Below are 19,174 nucleotides of genomic sequence, written 5' to 3' on the forward strand. Positions count from 1 at the left end.
TGAACGGCACCGATCTCCCTGCTTCAGTGCGCCTTCTCAAAGGACTGCAAGCGCGACGCGCAGTTCGAAAAATGATCAGTTCTGCTCGTTCAGCTTCAGTAGCGGCTCCTGGAATCGCAACAAGCGGCCGGCATTGCCCAACACCAGCAATGTGCTGAGGTTGTGCAGCAATGCCGCGATCATCGCCCCTGCCGCGCCCAGCCAGCCGAACGCAGCGAACACGACGATGGCCAGCGTCCAGCCCAGACCAATGATCACGTTTACCTGCAACGTGCGCCGGCATTGGCGACTCAAGCGCACACAAGTGCCGAGTCGGCGCAGGTCGCTGCCGATCAGCACGATGTCGGCGGACGCCAATGCGATATCCGCACCGCCCGCCCCCATCGCAACACCTACCACACCGGCCTTGAGTGCCAGTGAATCGTTGATGCCGTCGCCCACCACCATCGGCCGGAAACCGTTGTCGATTTCCTTCAGCACTCGATTGAGTTTGTCTTCGGGCAGCGCCTGAGCTTCGACTTCATGCAGGCCGACATCCCGGGCCAGGGTTTGCGCCACGCTCTGACGGTCGCCGGTCAGCAACAGTTGCCGACCGAGGCCCAACTCGCGCAGTTCGCTCAAGGCGAATCGCGCTTCCGGTTTGACGCTGTCGGCCAGCAACAGCCAGGCGAGAAATTCTCCGTTCAACGCCAGGCCGGCAATCGGGCCGTCGTGCTCGGGAATCGAAGTGGTCGAAATGCCGAGTTGCGCAAACAGCTCCGGGCGACCGAGTGCCGCTTCACCCTGCTCCGTCTTGGCGACCACTCCCAGACCTTGGCGTTCGTGAATGTCGGTAAGCATCAGCACGTTGTCCGCGTGTACCAGTCCGGCCAATGCGCGGCTGACCGGGTGGCTGCTGGCAGCACCAAGGCTGGCAGCCAGCGCCATCACTGAATCGTGATCCGCCTGCGCGCTGTTGATCGATTGCAAACGCAATGTGCCGTACGTGAGCGTGCCGGTCTTGTCGACCACCAGGGACGTGAGGTCAGCCAACTCTTCAAGGAAAGCCGAACTGCGGATCAGAATCCCGTGCCGCGCCGCGACCGCCACGCCGGCAATCGCCGTGGCCGGTGCCGACAACACCAACGCACAAGGACACGCAGCAACCAGCACCGCCAACATCGCCTGCGCATCGTTGGTGACAAACCAGGTCACCGCCGCCAGCAGCAACACCAGCACCATGTAACTGCCGGCGTAACGTTCCAGTAGACGGGTGATCGGCGGCTTCGAGCGCTCGGCGTTCTGCATCAAGGCAATGACTTTGCCCAAGGTCGATTCATCGCCAGTGCGGGTTACTTCGATACGCAGCAAACCATCGAGGTTGATCGCCCCGCCGAACACGGTCATTCCGACGCCCGCCTCCACCGGCACTGACTCACCGGTGATCGACGCTGTGTCGAGGCTGGCCTGGCCGGACAACACCCGACCATCCGCCGGCACCCGATCGCCGGCCCGGACCTCAACAGTGTCGCCGGCCTTGAGCGTGCCGTTATCGACTTCGATGACCGTGCCATCCGCTTGGATTTTTCGTGCATGACTGCGAGTGAGCTGACCCAACGCGTGAATCGCCTCCTGCGAGCCAATCACGCTGCGCTCCTCCAGCACATGGCCGAAGATCATGATGATAGGCAGCAGCGCGGCGGTCAGCAGATCCCCGGTAGCCCAGGCACCAAGCATCGCCAGTGCGATCAATTGGTCGGTGATGCCGTGCAGGCTCGGATAACGCAGGCTGTACCACGCCGAACGCATCACCGGCACCGCGACCAGCAAAGAAGCAACACCGAGCAGCAACTGACTGACGCCGGTTTGCTCCGGCATCAACCAGCGCCAGATCAAACCCAGCCCGAGCAAGCCGAGGGCAAGCATCGCCAGGGTCAACTGGCGCGCAGCGCGACGTTGCTCGGCCGAGGACAACAGACTCGGTGCGGCGGTAGTGGCGGTCATTTACTGGCTCCCTGAATGATCAGGCGGGAATCGTCTTTCGGATCGACCGTGGTAACCGAACCGGCCTGGCCGAGAATCTTCGGTATCCGTTCGCGGTACAGGCGCAGCAGCATTTGCGGGTCGGTGCCCTGCTGTCGGGCCTGGGCCAGACTCATGACGGTCGCGGTATCGGCGGAGGCTTTTGCCAGGCGCTCACCGGCCTGAGCGTGGGCGACCTGCAAGGTGCGGTCGGCCAGTTCGTTGGCGGTCTGCGTGATTTTCTCAGCGTCGGTGCGAGCATTGGCCACCGCTTTGTCGGCCTGCTGGCTGGCGGTCAGCACGGCGTTGAAAGCACCGACCGCCGGCTCGGGCAGACTCGATTGCACATCGACCCGCGCCACTTCGATACCGATGCCCTGCCCGCTCGCCCTCAATTCGGCCAGTCGCCGATTGATGCCTTGCACCAGATCGCCGCGCAGGCGTTCACGTCGTTCGGCGGCTTGATTGTCGGCGCCGATCAGTTCCGGTCTCGCCACCAGAATGGTGTCCAGATCTCGCGCCGCCGTCAGTGCCACCGCGCTGCGGGTCACCAGTCGATCCAGTGCCGGCAGCACATGATCGCCTTGCAGCACAAAATCATAAGGATCGGTGACCTTGTAAAAAACCCGCACATCCAGCTGCACGACACCGGCATCACCGGTGAGCAAATAACCGGAACCGGCCAAAGCATCGCTCAGCGGTGTGGCGAATGTCGCGACGCGATCCGCCTGTATTGCAGCCGGACTGCGCAGCAGATTTTCCACTCGACGCTCGATGACCCGATCTGCCGCCGGCAGCAAAACAACCTGTTCGAACGGCTGCGGCCAAGCCAATAACAACCCGGCATTCTGGATGCGATCCAGTGCTCCAAAATGCATGACCACTGCGCGATTCTGCGGATCGATCTGCCGAACATTGGAAAATGCCCAGGCTAACGCGGCCAGCACCGTCACCGCGTAAAGGGCAAAAAACGCCAGACGTCCCGCCTGAATCCACGGACTGTTCAACGAATTTGTTCCACGTGGAACTTCACTCATGGCTGCGTTCCGGTCTTGCTGTCCATATTCGGCGGACCGTCCACCAACACACGGAATGGCGCGGCATCGGTGCGCAGGATCAATTTGGTATCCGGCGTAACGATGGTGCCAAGGGTGTCCAACGAGCGCAGCAAGTTGTACAGCTGCGGCGATCCGGCATAAGCGCGGCCATAAATCTGCGCCGCTTCGACCCTCGATTGCGCCTCGATTTCGGCCGCTTTCACTGTCGCGTCAGCCTGGACGATTCGCGCATCACGCTCGGCGCCGGAACGAATCTGCGCCGCTTCGCGCTTGCCGATTGCCGTGCGTTCGGTAGCGATGGTTTCACGCTCGGCGCGCATCCGGTCAACCGTCGCAGTGAGTGTCACCGACGGCAAGGTCAAACGCTCGATACCCACTTGCACCACGCGCACGCCGTAAGTGGCGAGCAATTGCTGATCGATCTGCTGACGCAGCTGCGCTTCAAAATCGGCAATGTGCACCTGATTGGCATCGGTGTTGACCAGATTGGCCAGGTCGAAACTGCTGGCGGTGGTCTCCAGTGCAGAGCCTACAAAGGTGCGAATCTGCCGCGCCGCTTCATCCGGTTGATTCTGCACCGCGCGCATGAAGCGCTGAACGTTGTCCGCATCGCCCTGCACCTGCCACGCGACATACGCTTGCACAATGATGCGCAAACCATCGCGGGTACCGACGTCCTGCAAACCACTCGATGTGGTGCGCAAACGCAGATCCACCGGGATCGTCGCTTCGAACGGCGCCGGCCAACGCCAGCTCAGACCCGGATCCAGCAACACCCGGGATGGATTGCCGAAGCGGGTAATCACCGTGGCTTCTCCGGAGCGCACCTGCACCAGACTTGCCGCTGCGATGGCAAACGCCACCAGCAACACCGCCCAGCCCATACGCCTCCACGGGAAAGGCCCCGCCTCTTCCGGCGCGCCATGATGGTGGTGATGATGCCCGTGATGGTGATGGCCGCCATGAGCATGGTCGTGACCGCTGTGGTCATCGTGATCGTGTGTATGCGACTGGCTCAATGGGTGGCTCCTGGTTGAGCGGTGGTGCGCGCCGGCGTCGGGTCAGCCGGCAGCGTGAACGTGCGCAGGTCGATGGTCGGCGCGTTGCTGCTGCCGCCCAGACGATGGTCGAGCACCAACAGTTTGACTTTGCCCAATCCCTGACTGAGCTGGCTGAGATACTGCTCCAGCACGAAGGCCTGGCCGGCGCTGGTGTAGGCTTTTTGCTCGGCGCTGAATTTCAGATCCGCTGCGCGGGCGGTCGAGCTGGTTTCGTGGGCATTGGCACTGGCCTGATCGCGCGCGAGGCTCGCCTGCAACTGCGCCTGATTGCTCGCTTCGGCCGCCGCGCCACGCTCACGGGAGATCAACGCCTGAGCTCCAATCTGCGCTGCTTGCACGCTGTGATACGCGTTGGCCGCGCCGGCTGGTGGGTGAATTGCCTCGACCACAGTGGCGAGAATTTCTACGCCGCTGTCGAGTTTCTGCAGATCGCTTTGCACGGCGCGGCCGATCTCGTCGGCCAGCCCTACCCTGTCCTGACCCAGCAAACCGTCGAGAGTGCGCGATGCAAAATCGTGTACCAGAATCCGGCTCGCGGTGCTGCGGATCAGCGTCGGAACATCCGCACTGTTGTAGGTCGCGGCCAACGCCGCCTGATCGCTGAGGCCGATGCGATAGACGAAACGCACGTCCATGTTGACGATCTGGAAGCTCTGTTGCTCGCCACGGCTGCTGGCGATGACCTGGGATTTATCGTTGACGTGGCTGGCATCCCAAAGACGATTAGCGGTAATCGGAGCCGGACCTTCCGCCGGATCCGGCTGAACCGGCGCCGGGTTTTCGCCGACGCTGGTCGCCAGTTCGTGCACCACGCCATTCTCCACGCTCAACACCCGGCCCAGCGGCCAAGGCAGGCCGGCATGCAAACCGGGGCCGAACACCTGCACCGGTTTGCCGAAGCGCTCGTAGATGCCACGGCTTTGCAGCGGGATTTCGTGAATGCCCGTGAGCAACCAGCCGACGGCTGCCACCAGCACCAGCACCGGCAAGAACGCGCGGCGCATGTAGCTGAAGGCCCAGATCTGCCGCAGGTCGATACCGAAGCGGTTGTGCAATTCGTGCTGTAAGGCGAGCAACGGTTGCGGCGGCCAGCGCAGCAGATCGGCGACGAAACTGCGGGCCAGCAGTACCGGTTCAAGTTGTTCGCGGCGCGGACTGAACAGCGACAGCACGGCACGCAGCAACAACTCCAGCGCGACCAGCCCCGGCAGGATGCCGATCAACACAGCCAAACGCACAGGCCAGACCGAATTCTCGCTGGCAAATAGCAAGCACAGCGCACCCAACACCAGACTGATGATGGTCACGCGCGTCAGCTGCGCCAGCGCACCCGCCTCGGGCCATTGCGCCGGATTTTCCTGAGCCAGTTGCCGCTCCAGCACCAGCAGACCGAACGCCAGCAGCAGCGCAATCGCCGCGCTGACGGAGGCGGACAAACCCACGGCAGTCGGTTGCAGCGTGAGATTCCACACCTGCTCGATGCCAAGCAACACCAACAGCGCCAGCCCGCCCAGCCACAATGTCGCCGCGCCGATCTGCCCCAGCACATGCAGGCTGCGGCGGCTTAACCGGTCCAGCAGCCGCTCGTACCAGCCGTCCGGCGCGGGCGGCTCGTCGACAGCAGGCACCGGCACCACCGGGTTGATCACCCGCGCTCGCCAATCGGTCACCCACCACGCCGATTGCAGCCCGGCGACCAGCACCAGCAACGCCGCGCTCTGATTGACCAACAGCGCCGGCCACAGCGATTGCGAGGCGAACAGGCCAACAAAAAACGCCAGCACCACTCCGGCCACGGCCAACCCGCAAAGGCCGATGGCCAACCGGCGCAATCGGCGACCCTGTGCCGCCGCCTGCTGAAAGCGCGGCAAACCGGTCACTTGCGTGCCATCAACGTCCAGATCTACTTGCATAACCCCCCAAAAACCTTGGCTCACTGCATAACTCGTTACGATATAACGAAATCCGTGAAATATTTGTACTCAATTTCACATTCAAAGATGCACAACCTGTCGCGTTCCTGAAGCCTTGACCGAAATGTCCGGAAACGCACATATTACGTACGTAATTTTTAGCGATCCGCATCCTTCAGCCAGGAGTAAGCGCATGAGCAACTATGACGTAGTGATTCTGGGCGGTGGGCCCGGCGGTTATAACGCAGCGATCCGCGCCGGTCAGTTGGGCCTCAAGACCGCGTGTGTGGAAGGTCGCGCCACGCTGGGCGGCACCTGCCTCAACGTCGGTTGCATGCCGTCCAAGGCGCTGTTGCATGCGTCCGAACTGTACGACGCGGCGATGGGCGCGGAATTCGCCAACCTCGGCATCGAGGTCAAACCGACGCTCAACCTCGCGCAAATGATGAAACAGAAGGACGAAAGCGTCACCGGCCTGACCAAAGGTATCGAATTCCTGTTCCGCAAGAACAAGGTCGACTGGATTAAAGGATGGGGCCACATCGACGGTCCCGGAAAAGTCAGCGTGACCGGCGATCAGGGCAACCGGATCGAACTGAACGCCACCGACATCGTCATCGCCACCGGTTCCGAACCCACTCCCCTGCCCGGCGTGGCCATCGATAACCAGCGCATCCTCGATTCCACCGGCGCCCTGTCCCTGAACGAAGTGCCCAAACATCTGGTGGTGATCGGTGCCGGCGTGATCGGCCTCGAGCTCGGTTCAGTCTGGCGGCGGCTCGGAGCGCAGGTGACGGTGGTGGAATACCTCGACCGCATCTGCCCGGGCGTTGATGGGGAGGCCGGCAAGACCCTGCAACGCTCGCTGAGCAAACAAGGCATCAGCTTCAAACTGAGTTCGAAAGTCACCAGCGCCACCTCTTCGGCCAACGGCGTGCAACTGAGCATCGAACCGGCAGCCGGTGGCACCGCCGAGTTACTGGAAGCCGATTACGTGTTGGTTGCCATCGGTCGCCGCCCCTACACCAAAGGCCTGGGCCTGGAGAACGTCGGCCTGAGCACCGACAAACGCGGCATGCTTGCCAACAAACACCATCGCACCGAAGCACCCGGTGTCTGGGTGATCGGCGATGTCACCTCCGGGCCGATGCTTGCGCACAAGGCCGAAGACGAAGCGATGGCCTGCATCGAGCACATCGTCGGCAAGGCGGGCGAGGTCAACTACGACCTGATCCCCAACGTGATCTACACCAGACCGGAGCTGGCAAGCGTCGGCAAGACCGAAGAGCAGCTCAAGGCTGAAGGCCGGGCCTACAAGGTCGGCAAGTTCCCGTTCACCGCCAACAGCCGGGCGAAGATCAATCACGAAACCGAAGGTTTTGCCAAAGTCATCGCCGACGCGCACACCGACGAAGTGCTTGGCGTGCACCTGGTCGGCCCGAGCGTCAGTGAGATGATCGGCGAGTACTGCGTGGCCATGGAGTTCAGCGCGTCGGCCGAGGACATCGCCCTGACCTGCCACCCTCACCCGACTCGTTCCGAGGCGTTGCGCCAGGCAGCAATGAATGTCGAGGGCATGGCGACGCAGATGTAAGCGCTTGTGGATACTTCCCGCGCAATGCGGGAAGTATCAGGACGGCAAATGCCCCAGCGGCAACGCTCCTGGGGTCTTCACCGTGTGAATCGCGAAATTGCTGCGAATGTCGCTCACGCCCGGCAGCTTCAATAGGCAACCGGTGAGGAAACGGTCATAGGCGCGCAAGTCCGGCACCACCACTTGCAGCAGAAAGTCCGATTCCCCTGAGACCAGAAACGCTGAAATCACCTCCGGCAACGCCGTCACCGCCCGATGAAACGCTTCGGCCTGTTCATCGTTGTGCCGTTCCACCTTGACCCCGACGAACACCGTCAGTCCCAGCCCCACCTCATCACGGTCCAGGTTCGCCTGATATCCGCGAATCACCCCCGCCTCTTCGAGCATCCGAACCCGACGCAGGCACGGCGATGCGGACAAACCGATTTCGTCCGCGAGTTGCACATTGCTCAGGCGCCCGTCCCGTTGCAGCGCGGCGAGAATCTTGCGATCGAAGGCGTCGAGTTTCATGGTTGGCAGATCCTGATGGTGTAACCGCAAAAAGAAAGCAGGTTATGCCAATCTCAACGGTTATAGAAGCGAACTACGCAAGCACCTGCCCTACCCCTCGGTCATAGACTGGTTGCACCGAATCGACAACGAAAGGGGGTGTGACATGGCAAGTCTCTGGCTGTTTTTCCTGGCTTTGGCGGTAGTCTATCTGCTGCCCGGTCCGGACATGATCCTGCTGTTGCAGACCGGTGCCCGTCAGGGTCGCGGTGCAGCACTCGCCACAGCGGTGGGTCTGGCGGTCGCCCGAGGCTGTCACGTAGCACTCGCGGCGCTGGGGCTGGCGGCGCTGTTCAAGGCTGCGCCGTGGACGTTCGATGCGGTGCGAATGGCCGGGGCGGCGTACCTGCTGTGGATCGGCATTCAATGCCTGCGCACCACGCTGTTGCCGGATCTGAACGCCGGCACCGTAACGGACGGCCATGGGCAGTGGCGCGCAGCGATCCGTCGTGGCCTGCTGACCAATCTGCTCAATCCGAAAGCCTTGCTGTTCTGCTCGGTGCTGCTGCCGCAGTTCATCGTGGCGGATGGCGCACCGGTGCTGACGCAGTTTGCGGTGCTCGGTGCGATGCTGGTGGCCGCTGGATTGCTGTTCGACAGCGCCTATGCCTTGCTCGGCACAGCGCTGGGCCGCTGGCTGAAACACAGCCCGACGGCCCAACGGGTGCAGCAGTGGTTGTTCGGCAGCCTGTTGATCGGTTTTGCCGTGCGCCTGACGTTCGTCCAGCAGGCTTAGGCTTTGCGGGCCTTGCGCTGGCGGCGGGTAATCAGCAACAACGCCACCGCAGTGAAGACCACAATCGCACCGATCTGCACCGGCCACTTGTATGGCCGCAGTGTCGAACGCACCGAGTCGGTCACCTGAGTGACATAGCGCTTGTCAGCGTTTTCGAAGTCCGGATAAGGGCACTGATGGCCAAAATCCACGGCCCACAGAACGTACGGCCCTTCGTCGACATAACGTTTGTACAACGCGCTCTGTTCTTCCAGGCTGCTGTTCCAGCCAGCGGCCGAACACAACACGGCGGCGAACGCCTGGCTGGTGTGCGGCAGGTTGTCCGCCGCACGACTGGCCAAAGCCGTAGCGACAAATCGATAGTGATAGCGCTCATCCGGCTGCGCTTCGCTGGCCTTCTGCCGTTGCACTTCAGCCTCACTCACCAAAGGCCCGACTTTCAGTTCAGTATTTTCCAGGCTGAAGTTGCCGCCGAAGGTCGCGTAATCCGGGGCCATTTCGTAGCCCAGGATATCCATGCCCCACTCGCGGGCCGTCCACGCCGCATTGAACAGCGCGCTGGCACGCTTGGTCGGCCACCACGCCGAATCGGCCTTCAGGCGTTGCTCGCCATAGAGCCGAGCCTTGTGCTGCAGATCGGCATTGTCGAAATAACCGACCGCCTCTTCGTAGTGTCCTTCGCGCAACAAACGCCGGCCCAGCAGATTGCGCAGGCTGGCGGCCACCGGCAGCGGGACGTAGTTGTCGCGATCCTGCTGGCTCAGCGCAGGCGGTGCCGGCACATTTTTATCGACATAGTTTTTGAGTTCATCAACCGTCAATACCCGCTCGGCCACCGTCGCGGCGTCGAACCAGTAAATGCTCTGGCTGCGATACAACTGATCGAAGGCCTGCAGGTACTCGCCACGTTGCAGCGCCAGGATCGCGCTTTCACCCTCGACCCGGCACTTGGGCTGAAGGGATTCGAGATTCCAGTCGGCGGTACGCCGCTCGCCCCAGGATTCGCCCTGCGGGAACGCTTGCGCAGCTTTTGCATAGGCCGCAGCCGCCGCGTTTTTATCGCCGTCACGCACCGCCAGTTTCGCCCGCAGCCACCACGCCAAGCCGCTGTCGCCGGCATGTTCGAGGAACGCCTTGGCACTGGCGTAATCGCCCTGTTGATAGTTCATTGCCGCCAAACGATCCGCGTTATCGAGGCTGCCGCGCGTACTTTCTTGCAGCGCTTTGATCAGTTTTTTCTCGTTCGGCGGCTCATCGCCGAATGACCAGCCGATCCGGCTGATCAGCGACGCGGTCACCAGTTGCTGCACCGCTTTGCCACGCAGCAACTTTTCCAGTCGCTCCTCGGGTTCTTCGGCCAGATCGTTCATCAACAGCTTCAGCGAGGTGTAGCCGACGTTCGAGCCGTGCAGGTTTTGCGTGGCATAGAGTTCGATGGCCTTGTCCCAACTGCCCGCTGTGCGCAGCGCTCGCGCCTCTTCACCGAGGCTGGCCACGCCCAGCTCCAGCGGATCGCTGAAACCGTCGATGCTCAGTTGCCGTGTCTGGCGGAAGGCTTCGATGGCGTTTTCCAACGCTTCGAGCGCATCGCCTGCTTCGCTGCTCATGGCAAAGTAAGCCCGGCCCAGCGAATAAGCGGCCCAGGTGCTGCGCAACGCGCGTTGATCGGCCGGCAGCGCCAGCAATTGGCGGAAATACTCGACGGCCAGTTGATGATCACCGGCGCCGAACGCCACGGCGCCCGCCATATACAGACGCAATTCCGCCGGCAGGCTCGCGCCCTGTACCTCGACCTCACGGGCATCGGTCAGGCTGCGCAGTTGCTTGACCATGGCCAGCTGCTCCGCGCTCAGGCCCTGTTGCTCGGCCTTCTCACGCTGTTCAGCGGGCTCCTTTGGTTCGCCATAGATGTCGTCCGGGTTGTAGGTGACGGCCGTGACGTTCTTCAGCCCGGCAATAGTCTTGCCGAGGCGATTGATCTCGAACTTGAAGTTGCCCTCCGGCAGTTCCGCCAGCGATTGCCCGCGATCGTCGAGCAGACGCATCGGGAAATCCGGGCCGCAGGCCAGCGCCGAGCCCAGCGGCAGGCTGAGGCTCAGGCAAAGCAGATGGCGGGGCCAGTTACGGGTCAACATGCGAACCTCCTTGATCAATATTTGCGCAACGTGCCCAACCGATCGCACGCTGCCCGCCCGCCGGCAATCGGCCGTCGCGCAAGCGGGTGAAGGTAAGCAGATCCGCTGACTGTTGCAATGCATAACCGGCGAGCGCATCGGCGCCTTCACAGCCGCTGGCTTTTACCAGCAAGCGCGCAGGCCAGGGGCTATCAAGGTTGCCGGCATTGCCGAGCGTGATGTCGTAGAGGCCGTCTTGCGCCTTGAAACTCACGTCAAGTTTGCTGGACAGCGCATCACCTCGGGCCACGGCACCCAGCGTGGTCAGGCTCCATGCCCGGCGGTCATTGGCCAGCGGCAGGCGGAACCAGATCAGCCCGGCCAGGTGCGCCGGTCGATCCTTGCGCAGTGCTTTGGCGAGTTGGCTCAGTTCCTGCGGATCGGCCAGCAATTCGCGGCGCTCTCCGCCTCGCTCCAGCGTCACCTCGCTTTCCACCACCGGCGCGCCACCGCTGTCCGGCAACAACGCTATACCGTAAGCCGGCAGGGCCAGGTAGAACGGTTTTTCGCTGATCCACCCCCAACGCTCCGCCCAGTTGCGCGCCTGTTCAGGGTCGAACAGACCGCGTCGCGGATCGCTGACCGCATGTACCTGCAGCACGCTGCTGTCGACCGTTGCCAGCAGCGCCGGCAGTTGCGGGCTGTCGAGCCATGCTGGCAGCGCAGTAATGCTCAAGGGAAGTGATGACGGCAAAGCAGCACGCAGATGAATCAGGAAGTCAGCGTAAGCCGGCAGCCGCGCGTTGCCGGCATCGTGATCGATCTCGATCCCGGACAGCGTAAGTCCCCGGGTTTGCCAGTCATCGATCACCTGAAGGATCTGTGCGGTGACCTGCTCCTGATCCAGCGCTTGAAGCTGACCATCAAGGCGAATTACCGCGATCAGCGGCCGGCCATCGCGTTTGAGCAACGGCGGATCGATCCGCGCCCGGCTCCAACCCGCCGGAGGGAAGGCCTGCAACGCCAGAACGCGCAGGGTCGAGAAATCTGCGCGGCTGCCCTTGAGCGCCGCCTCATGGGCCGGCGTCCACTGGCGTTGCCAGACGTAGAGTTGCTGATCGAGCACCGGCGCGTCGGATTGGCTGCACGCACCCAGCAACAGCAAGGAAACCAGCAGCGCCGGCAGACCCACGATAAACCGCATACCTTGGCGAACCTTCAAATTCACAAGGCTGCAAGGTTACACAAAAGCCTGTGGATCAGGGCTTGCGGGCGATGATCACCTGACTTTTCGCCACGACGCCGTCCAGCGCTTCCTTGATCTGCGCACCACGCGGCGAGTTGAGGATCGCCTGCCATGTTTCGGCCCAGTGGTTGAGCAGCGGATGATCCGGGTTGTTCAGATCGACCTTGGCGTCCCAGAACAGCAGCATCCACAGCGACCAGTAAAAACCGTACTGGCTGTGGCTGATGATCTCCAGGCCCGACTCACTGACCATCGCCTTGAACTGCTCTTCGCTGATCATGCGAATGTGGTTGGGGTGTTCGAAATACGCCGGCGCGGCGATGTCTTTTTGCAGGTTTTCCGAGCTCGGGTGCGGCACGCTCAACAGGTACAACGCGCCCGGCTGGCCGACACGCACCAGCTCGGCGAGAAACTGCGCCGGGTCATCGACGTGTTCAAGCACTTCGGTAGACACCACGCGAGTCGCCGTGTTGTCGGCAATCGGCAGCGGATTTCCATCGGTGACATGGCACTCGACGCTTTGCGCCGTGGTTTCGCTCAGACGCTGACGGGCAGCATCGATTTTGCCCGCATCGATGTCGGCAACGATCAGTTTTGCCCCACGCATACCGCAGAACTGCATGTTGCCGCCGTCACCACAGCCGACATCCAGCACCGTGTCGTCGGCGGATACCGGGAAGCCTTTGTACAACTCGCCGGTTTCGTGGTTGAACCAGCCGCTGAGCATCGCATCGCGCAGGCCGAGGTCGAACGCGTTGATCGTCTCGGCCGCAGGCAGCGAGGGCTGCGCGGGCGTCGTCGCCGTGAGTTTCTTCAAAAGGCTCAGCATGGGGTGGCTCCAGAAAGAGGTTCGACGGTAGACGAAGCGGTTTGCAGCGGTTTGCGGGCGATGATCACCTGACTCTTGGGCATCAGCTGATCGAGCAATTGTTTGATCGCCGGGCCGTCGGGCAGCGCCAGCAAGTCTTGCCAGGTGCGCGCCCAACTTTCCATCAGCGGCGGGTACGGCGCCTGGATCCGGTCACGCACCGCGCCTTCCAGATCTCGACCGGCCGCCCGTTCGCTGGCCCAGAAGAAGATCATGCCCATCACCCAGAAAAATCCGTTGGCCTGACGATGCTCAATCACCAGTCCAGCGTCCTCCACCAGCGCGGCAAACCGCTCGGGGGTGAAAATCTGTACATGATTGGGCGACTGGTAATAGCTGGCGGGAGCGATACCTTTTTGCAGATGCTCGCCCACCGGGGCCGGAACGCTCAGCAAGTACTGGGCGCCGGGACGGCCCATGCGCACCAGTTCGGCCATGAACGGTTCGGGCTCGTCGATATGTTCGAGCACCTCCATGCACACCACCTTGCTGGCGCAGCCATCGGCCAGCGGCAATGGCAGGCTGTTGCTGACCAGGCCCAGATTTGTTTGAGTCGATTGCGCCTCGACCTGCCGCGCGAGTTCACGGACCTTGTCGAGTTCGCTGTCGGTGAAGATCACCGACGCACCCTGGCGCACCGCAAACAGGGTTGCCACGCCTTCACCGCAGCCGACATCAAGCAGGGTATCGTCCGCACCGATGGCGAAACCCTTGAGCAACTCGCCGGTTTCGCCACGAAACCAGCCGTCGAGAATCGCGTCGAGCAGGCCGATATCCCGCGGTGAACCGCGCTCGGCGACAGGTTCAGGGGGAGGCACTGGCGCGGGTTGCGCGACCGGGCGCAGGCGTCTGATCAATGCGCGGATCATGAGCCGGAAGCCTCGACGGAGGCCATCGCGCGGTGTTCGAACAGTTGCGCGAGAAAGTCCCGCAAACGCTGCTCGGCCACGGCCTGGCTGCAAAACCCTCGCAGGCTCAGAACGGCTTGAGCCGACAGTTGTGCATAACGTTGTGGCTGGTTTTTCGCTACCTCGTAACTGTTGCGGTAGGCGACGCAGACCGACGCCCAATTGGTCATGTAGCGCAGCGTGCGGAACGCCTTGCGCGGGTCGTGGGGCCACGCGGTGAGTTCATCGGTGGACTCGACCAGGAACGCATTGTCTTCGCTCAGATAATCGATCATCGCCGTCGTGCGCGGTGCCACCGCCGGCTTGCCGCAGGACATGAACTCCATCAGCGGCAGGCACTGGCCTTCGCCGTAGGACGTGTTCACCACGTAACGGGTGGCCTGCACCAGCCGCTCGTAGTCCGCGTCCGCGAGGTAGCCGTAGATCAGCACGATGCGGCAGCGGTAGGAGCGGTTTTTGTACAGGTGATGAAGGATGTCGCTGAGGGCTTCCTCGGCATCGTGGTGGGTGAGCTTGAGCACCAGCGTTGCGTCTTCAACCTCACGGAACGTTACGCAAAATGCACTGAGCATGTCTTCCCAGTTCTTGCGTCCGTCGCCTGGGTTGAACACTGAGGTGTATACCACGCCGTCCAGCAGCAGCTCCTGCTCGCGGACCGGCGCCTCGAAGTCGATGCCCTTGCCGCGGCGCAAATGCTTCGGGCCGAAGGCGTCGAGATCGAGCTGGCGACTGTCGGCCACCACCCCTTTGATCTTCAGACGCACCGGGCCCGTCGAAGGCTGGCCTTGCAGCTGTTCTCCACGAGCCGAAAAGCGATCCCACACCGGCGCGGGCACCGCGACAATCGGGTAGTCGACGCCAACGGCCTCGCGCACTGCGTTGACCGTGTAGCTGGAATGAGTGATCGCCGCGCCGCAAGCGCGCAGCACCGTGCGCCAGTCATTACGTGGCTCGCCGTCGAAAGGCTCGTTGGGGATGGTGCTGAATTCCCAGGCGAACACCGGCAGCGTCGGACAGGCCAGATGAATCGGCGTGCGGTGGGGTGGCGAGAACGACAGAAACACGCACGGCACGCCACGGGCCAGGCACTCCAGGTACAGCGCGTCGACTTCACGAGCCGGGTCCGTCACTTCCACCACTCGCCCGAGGCGCTCGAGCACCGGTCGGTATTCCTTGAGCACGAAGTAATAGCTGTACTCGGAGCGGCCAAGATTCTGCGCGATGGTGTGCTGGTTGGTTTCCGAATGAATGATGATCAGCATGAGGCGTTGTCCGTCACGGGCGCTGCGTCGGCGGCCCCTGGCACGAGGCCGAAAAAGTCCGCCAGGCGCTGCTGTACCGGGGCGAAGGCGCAGTAATCCTGCATGCGTTCGACGGCGGCGACCGACATTCGTCGATAGTCCTGCGGCTGCGCCTTGGCCACCCGGTAGCTGTGCTCGTAGGCACTTTTGAGCGAGCCCCAGTCCGGCCGGTAACGCAAGGTACGGTAGATGATGCGGGTGTCCTGGGGCCAGATCGTCAGTTCTTCGCTGGACTGGACGACGAAGGCCACCGCGTCATCGATATAGTCTTCCATCGCCGTGTGATCCGGAGCAATCACCGGTTTGCCGCTGGACATGAACTCCATCAACGGCAGGCACAGGCCTTCGCAGCGTGAAGCGTTGACGTAAAAACTGGCCGCCTGATAGAGCCGCGCGTATTGCGGGTCATCGAGATAGCCGTGCAACACCAGCACCCGGCAGGCGAACGGCGTCAGTTGCGCAAGCAAAGTCATCAGTTCGCTGTAGTAGGACGCCAGATCGTTCTGGGTGATCTTCAGCACGAGCGTCGCGTCAGACGTTTCGCGAAAGGCCCAGCAGAACGCCGTGATCAGTTGGTGCCAGTTCTTGCGGCCGTCCTTGGGGTTGAACACAGTGACGTAGATCACGCCATCGACGGTGGTTTCGACCACTGCAGAGGTATCCGGCAGGTCCAGGGGCGGTGGTTCGTCCACTGCGACTTCATGAGGACCGGCAATGTTCGGCAGGCGTCGCTCGAGCCAGGCATGGGCCTTGTCCGAGAGCAGATCGCGAAAGCCTTCCCAGTAGCCGTGATGCAGGTATTTCACGCGGGCTACGGGCTCGGGTTGATCGCTCGGGTTCAATGCCCACAGACGCAGGTAATGACGAGCGATGACCAGACGGCGTTTGAGTGTCAGGGGTGGCGGGCGGCGCGCCTCGATGTCGGCCAGTTGTTCGGCGGTCAGCGGTTTGGGCAGCAGGTCATCGGCAGAAAGTCCCAGCGTGCGGCTGTCGAAAATGCAGCCCTTGATCGCCAGGGTCGACCCGGGATTGATCGGCGCGCTGACGTGCTGCTCTCGGATGGCCGCGAAGTTTTCCCACAACGGCGTCGGCAATACCAGAACCGGAAAGTCTTCGCCCATGGCACGGCGGATCGCCCGTGCGGTGTGGCTCGACAGCGTAATGACCCGTCCCTGTCGTGCGAGCATCTGCGTCCAGTCTTGACGCTGATCACCGTCCCACGCCTCATCGGGAATCGAATCGAACTCCCACGCGATCACGCAGATCGTCGGGCATTCAAGATCGGTCGGAGTATTTTGCGGCGGGGTGAAGGACAGGAACACACTGTCTTCGCCGGCGGCGAGCAGTTGCCGATAGAGCGGATCGACTTCATCGGCGCGAGACACCACGTGCACCCGACCGAGGCTTTCCAGCACCGGGCGATAGGCCTTGAGCACGAAGTAATAACTGTATTCCGGACGCCCGAGACTCTGGCTGATGGAACGGTCGTTGACGTCCGAGTAAAGAATGAAGTTCATGGCATCCCACGCTAAGACCGCCATCCCGGCGACCTCACGCTATGACGGCCCGGCTTGGGATCGAGCCGGCATCACCGGGATTCGTCCTGCGTCTTCGAGCACATCGCTGTTCTTGTTTTAATGGTCGGTTTTTGCCTGTCGCGCGATCCGTGCAAGAAACCGTCGGGATCGCGACGAGGGGCATTCTAAACACATCCGTCGCGGATTCGTGAACCGCCCGGCGAGAAAAAACCGGCTACCCTGACGAGAACTGACCAGTCACGATTTGCCCTGTTGAAATTGTCACGCAATTGGCACAGATTGGCAGCCAAACAACTACAACAAAACTTCACCTGTCGTTCTGCCCGACTTTGCCAGCGGTCTGCCAGACATTCCCGTTCAGCCTGTGGGAGAAGGTGAAAGTTGAAGACCAAGGGGTCGCTGTTTGAAAAAGAGTCTGTTCGTCACGGGCCTCAGTGGCTTCGTGGGACAACACATCCAGTCGCGTCTGCAAGGGGAAGATGCGCCGTGGGAACTGCTGCCTGCCGCTTCAGCCTACGACCTGACCCAACCCGAGAGCCTCGCCGACCTGTGGCCGAAACTGCCTGACGCGGTGATTCACCTCGCCGGCCAGACCTTTGTCCCGGAAGCCTTCCGTGACCCGGCGCGCACCTTCGATATCAATCTGCTCGGCACCCTCAATTTATTGCAGGCGCTCAAGGCGCGTGGCTTCGAGGGCCCGTTCCTCTACGTCAGTTCCGGTGACGTGTACGGTCAGGTCGGCGAGTCCGCTCTGCCGATCACCGAACAGCAACCGCCCTGCCCTCGCAACCCCTACGCAGTGAGCAAACTGTCCGCCGAATTCCTTTGCCTGCAATGGGGCTTGAGCGAAGACTGGCCGGTGCTGGTGGCGCGTCCGTTCAACCACATCGGCACCGGGCAGAAAGACAGCTTCGTCATCGCTAGCGCGGCACGGCAGATCAATCGCATCAAGCAGGGTCTGCAGGCGCCGCAACTGGAAGTCGGCGACATCGACGTCACCCGGGATTTCCTCGACGTCGACGACGTGGTTTCGGCCTATTTCGCACTGCTGGAAAAAGGCACCCCGGGACAGGTCTACAACATTTGCTCAGGTCATGAGCAAAGCATTCGCAGCCTCATCGAACAAATGGGCGATCTGGCCGAGGTCGAGTTGCAACTGGTTCAGGATCCGGCGCGCATGCGGCGCGCAGATCAGCGTCGCGTTTGCGGCAGCCATCAACGGCTCGCCCAGACCACAGGATGGACGCCACAAATCTCTATACAACAATCCCTGCGGGCGATCCTGTCCGACTGGGAGAATCGAGTACGACAAGAATGACAAAAAGTGCATTGATCACAGGGATCACCGGCCAGGACGGCGCTTATCTGGCCAGACTGCTGCTCGACAAGGGTTACAAGGTTCACGGCCTGGTGGCGCGGCGCAGCGGCGATTCGCGCTGGCGCCTGCGGGAGATGGGCGTTGAAGCCGACATCGTGTACCTGGACGGCGACATGGCCGATGCCTGCTCGGTGCAGCGCGCGGTCATCAAGTCGGCACCGGACGAGGTTTATAACCTCGCGGCGCAAAGCTTCGTCGCTGCGTCCTGGGACCAACCGGTGACCACCGGCATCGTCGATGGCCTGGGCGTGACTCACCTGCTTGAAGCGATCCGCCAGTTCAGTCCGCACACGCGTTTCTATCAGGCGTCCACCAGCGAAATGTTCGGTCTGATCCAGGCCGAGCAACAGGACGAGAACACGCCGTTCTACCCGCGCAGCCCCTACGGCGTGGCCAAACTCTATGGCCACTGGATCACCGTCAACTACCGCGAAAGTTTCAATCTGCACGCCAGCAGCGGCATCCTGTTCAACCATGAATCGCCACTGCGCGGCATCGAGTTCGTGACCCGCAAGGTCACCGACGCGGCCGCCCGGATCAAACAGGGAAAACAGCAGGAGCTGGCCCTGGGCAACATCGACGCCAAGCGCGACTGGGGTTTTGCCGGCGATTACGTCGAAGCCATGTGGCTGATGCTGCAACAGGACAAGCCCGACGACTTCGTGGTCGCCACCGGCGTCACCACCACCGTGCGCGAGATGTGCCGCATCGCCTTCGATCACGTGGGTCTCAACTATCGCGACTATGTGAAGATCGACCCGGCATTCTTCCGCCCGGCCGAAGTTGAAGTGCTGCTCGGCAACCCGGCCAAGGCCCAGCGTGTGCTGGGCTGGAAACCGAAGACCGACCTCGACACCCTGATCCGCATGATGATGGATGCGGACATGAAACGCGTTGCCAAGGAGTAGG

The 19,174-nt window shown here is 62.1% G+C and carries 15 protein-coding genes; 4 read left to right on the forward strand and 11 right to left on the reverse strand.

What is annotated here, in order from left to right; all coding sequences use genetic code 11:
• Positions 1 to 75 precede the first annotated feature (75 nt).
• The 4 genes from JJN09_RS19965 to hflK (JJN09_RS19980) are packed head-to-tail and all read right to left on the reverse strand — an operon-like array spanning position 76 to position 6,033.
• On the reverse strand, positions 76 to 1,983 hold the full coding sequence (locus JJN09_RS19965; protein WP_249483224.1) for a heavy metal translocating P-type ATPase: 1,908 nt from the start codon (positions 1,981 to 1,983) through the stop codon (positions 76 to 78).
• Entirely contained in the window at positions 1,980 to 3,038 is a 1,059-nt protein-coding gene (hflK, locus tag JJN09_RS19970) for a protease modulator HflK (RefSeq protein ID WP_249483225.1), read from the reverse strand. Before hflK (JJN09_RS19970) ends, JJN09_RS19965 begins: the two co-directional genes overlap by 4 nt.
• Positions 3,035 to 4,078 (reverse strand): protease modulator HflC, encoded by a 1,044-nt coding sequence (gene hflC / locus JJN09_RS19975; protein ID WP_249483227.1) that lies wholly within the window; start codon positions 4,076 to 4,078, stop codon positions 3,035 to 3,037. Before hflC ends, hflK (JJN09_RS19970) begins: the two co-directional genes overlap by 4 nt.
• Complete coding sequence (gene hflK, locus JJN09_RS19980; RefSeq protein ID WP_249483229.1) at positions 4,075 to 6,033, reverse strand: protease modulator HflK; 1,959 nt, start codon at positions 6,031 to 6,033, stop codon at positions 4,075 to 4,077. The genes hflC and hflK (JJN09_RS19980) overlap by 4 nt, the downstream gene beginning before the upstream one ends.
• Before the next feature lie 193 nt (positions 6,034 to 6,226).
• Between hflK (JJN09_RS19980) and lpdA the strand changes: the two genes are divergently transcribed.
• The gene (gene lpdA, locus JJN09_RS19985) at positions 6,227 to 7,627 is read left to right on the forward strand and encodes a dihydrolipoyl dehydrogenase (protein ID WP_249483231.1); all 1,401 of its coding nucleotides are present in this window, start codon (positions 6,227 to 6,229) and stop codon (positions 7,625 to 7,627) included.
• A 36-nt stretch (positions 7,628 to 7,663) separates the two neighbouring features.
• On the opposite strand, the gene JJN09_RS19990 is transcribed toward lpdA, so the two are convergent.
• Positions 7,664 to 8,137: an Lrp/AsnC family transcriptional regulator gene (locus JJN09_RS19990; protein WP_007954205.1), complete on the reverse strand. Its 474-nt coding sequence runs from the start codon at positions 8,135 to 8,137 to the stop codon at positions 7,664 to 7,666.
• Positions 8,138 to 8,282: 145 nt separating this feature from the next.
• Between JJN09_RS19990 and JJN09_RS19995 the strand changes: the two genes are divergently transcribed.
• Complete coding sequence (locus tag JJN09_RS19995) at positions 8,283 to 8,912, forward strand: LysE family translocator (protein ID WP_096817074.1); 630 nt, start codon at positions 8,283 to 8,285, stop codon at positions 8,910 to 8,912.
• Here the strand turns inward: JJN09_RS19995 and JJN09_RS20000 are convergent.
• From JJN09_RS20000 to JJN09_RS20025, 6 genes are read right to left on the reverse strand one after another with little or no spacing between them, the layout of a single operon-like run.
• Positions 8,909 to 11,047, reverse strand: coding sequence for a hypothetical protein (locus tag JJN09_RS20000; protein ID WP_249483233.1), 2,139 nt, complete (start codon positions 11,045 to 11,047; stop codon positions 8,909 to 8,911). The genes JJN09_RS19995 and JJN09_RS20000 overlap by 4 nt on opposite strands.
• The gene (locus JJN09_RS20005; RefSeq protein WP_249483234.1) at positions 11,034 to 12,230 is read right to left on the reverse strand and encodes a DUF3142 domain-containing protein; all 1,197 of its coding nucleotides are present in this window, start codon (positions 12,228 to 12,230) and stop codon (positions 11,034 to 11,036) included. The genes JJN09_RS20000 and JJN09_RS20005 overlap by 14 nt, the downstream gene beginning before the upstream one ends.
• 55 nt (positions 12,231 to 12,285) lie before the next feature.
• Positions 12,286 to 13,101, reverse strand: a complete 816-nt coding sequence (locus tag JJN09_RS20010; protein WP_249483235.1) for a class I SAM-dependent methyltransferase — start codon at positions 13,099 to 13,101, stop codon at positions 12,286 to 12,288.
• Positions 13,095 to 14,009: a bifunctional 2-polyprenyl-6-hydroxyphenol methylase/3-demethylubiquinol 3-O-methyltransferase UbiG gene (locus tag JJN09_RS20015; RefSeq protein ID WP_249483236.1), complete on the reverse strand. Its 915-nt coding sequence runs from the start codon at positions 14,007 to 14,009 to the stop codon at positions 13,095 to 13,097. The genes JJN09_RS20010 and JJN09_RS20015 overlap by 7 nt, the downstream gene beginning before the upstream one ends.
• The gene (locus tag JJN09_RS20020) at positions 14,006 to 15,310 is read right to left on the reverse strand and encodes a glycosyltransferase (RefSeq protein WP_249483237.1); all 1,305 of its coding nucleotides are present in this window, start codon (positions 15,308 to 15,310) and stop codon (positions 14,006 to 14,008) included. The genes JJN09_RS20015 and JJN09_RS20020 overlap by 4 nt, the downstream gene beginning before the upstream one ends.
• Positions 15,304 to 16,866 carry a glycosyltransferase gene (locus JJN09_RS20025; protein ID WP_249483238.1) on the reverse strand — a complete coding sequence of 521 codons (1,563 nt, stop codon included), beginning with the start codon at positions 16,864 to 16,866 and terminating at the stop codon, positions 15,304 to 15,306. Before JJN09_RS20025 ends, JJN09_RS20020 begins: the two co-directional genes overlap by 7 nt.
• Before the next feature lie 424 nt (positions 16,867 to 17,290).
• Here JJN09_RS20025 and JJN09_RS20030 point away from each other — a divergent pair, with 424 nt between their 5' ends.
• Together JJN09_RS20030 and gmd are read left to right on the forward strand one after the other, a co-directional pair.
• A complete protein-coding gene (locus JJN09_RS20030; protein WP_249483240.1) occupies positions 17,291 to 18,205 on the forward strand; it encodes a GDP-mannose 4,6-dehydratase in 915 nt (304 codons plus the stop codon).
• Positions 18,202 to 19,173 carry a GDP-mannose 4,6-dehydratase gene (gene gmd / locus JJN09_RS20035; protein ID WP_249483242.1) on the forward strand — a complete coding sequence of 324 codons (972 nt, stop codon included), beginning with the start codon at positions 18,202 to 18,204 and terminating at the stop codon, positions 19,171 to 19,173. Before JJN09_RS20030 ends, gmd begins: the two co-directional genes overlap by 4 nt.
• Position 19,174: the final 1 nt, after the last annotated feature.

The sequence above is a fragment of the Pseudomonas sp. HS6 genome, assembly GCF_023375815.1.
GTDB lineage: Bacteria > Pseudomonadota > Gammaproteobacteria > Pseudomonadales > Pseudomonadaceae > Aquipseudomonas.

Bases quoted from the DNA above. Each gene is read 5' to 3' on its own strand.
- JJN09_RS19965 (WP_249483224.1), bottom strand. From the start codon at position 1,983: ATGACCGCCACTACCGCCGCACCGAGTCTGTTGTCCTCGGCCGAGCAA.
- hflK (WP_249483225.1), bottom strand. From the start codon at position 3,038: ATGAGTGAAGTTCCACGTGGAACAAATTCGTTGAACAGTCCGTGGATT.
- hflK (WP_249483229.1), bottom strand. From the start codon at position 6,033: ATGCAAGTAGATCTGGACGTTGATGGCACGCAAGTGACCGGTTTGCCG.
- lpdA (WP_249483231.1), top strand. From the start codon at position 6,227: ATGAGCAACTATGACGTAGTGATTCTGGGCGGTGGGCCCGGCGGTTAT.
- JJN09_RS19990 (WP_007954205.1), bottom strand. From the start codon at position 8,137: ATGAAACTCGACGCCTTCGATCGCAAGATTCTCGCCGCGCTGCAACGG.
- JJN09_RS19995 (WP_096817074.1), top strand. From the start codon at position 8,283: ATGGCAAGTCTCTGGCTGTTTTTCCTGGCTTTGGCGGTAGTCTATCTG.
- JJN09_RS20000 (WP_249483233.1), bottom strand. From the start codon at position 11,047: ATGTTGACCCGTAACTGGCCCCGCCATCTGCTTTGCCTGAGCCTCAGC.
- JJN09_RS20005 (WP_249483234.1), bottom strand. From the start codon at position 12,230: ATGCGGTTTATCGTGGGTCTGCCGGCGCTGCTGGTTTCCTTGCTGTTG.
- JJN09_RS20010 (WP_249483235.1), bottom strand. From the start codon at position 13,101: ATGCTGAGCCTTTTGAAGAAACTCACGGCGACGACGCCCGCGCAGCCC.
- JJN09_RS20015 (WP_249483236.1), bottom strand. From the start codon at position 14,009: ATGATCCGCGCATTGATCAGACGCCTGCGCCCGGTCGCGCAACCCGCG.
- JJN09_RS20020 (WP_249483237.1), bottom strand. From the start codon at position 15,310: ATGCTGATCATCATTCATTCGGAAACCAACCAGCACACCATCGCGCAG.
- JJN09_RS20025 (WP_249483238.1), bottom strand. From the start codon at position 16,866: ATGAACTTCATTCTTTACTCGGACGTCAACGACCGTTCCATCAGCCAG.
- gmd (WP_249483242.1), top strand. From the start codon at position 18,202: ATGACAAAAAGTGCATTGATCACAGGGATCACCGGCCAGGACGGCGCT.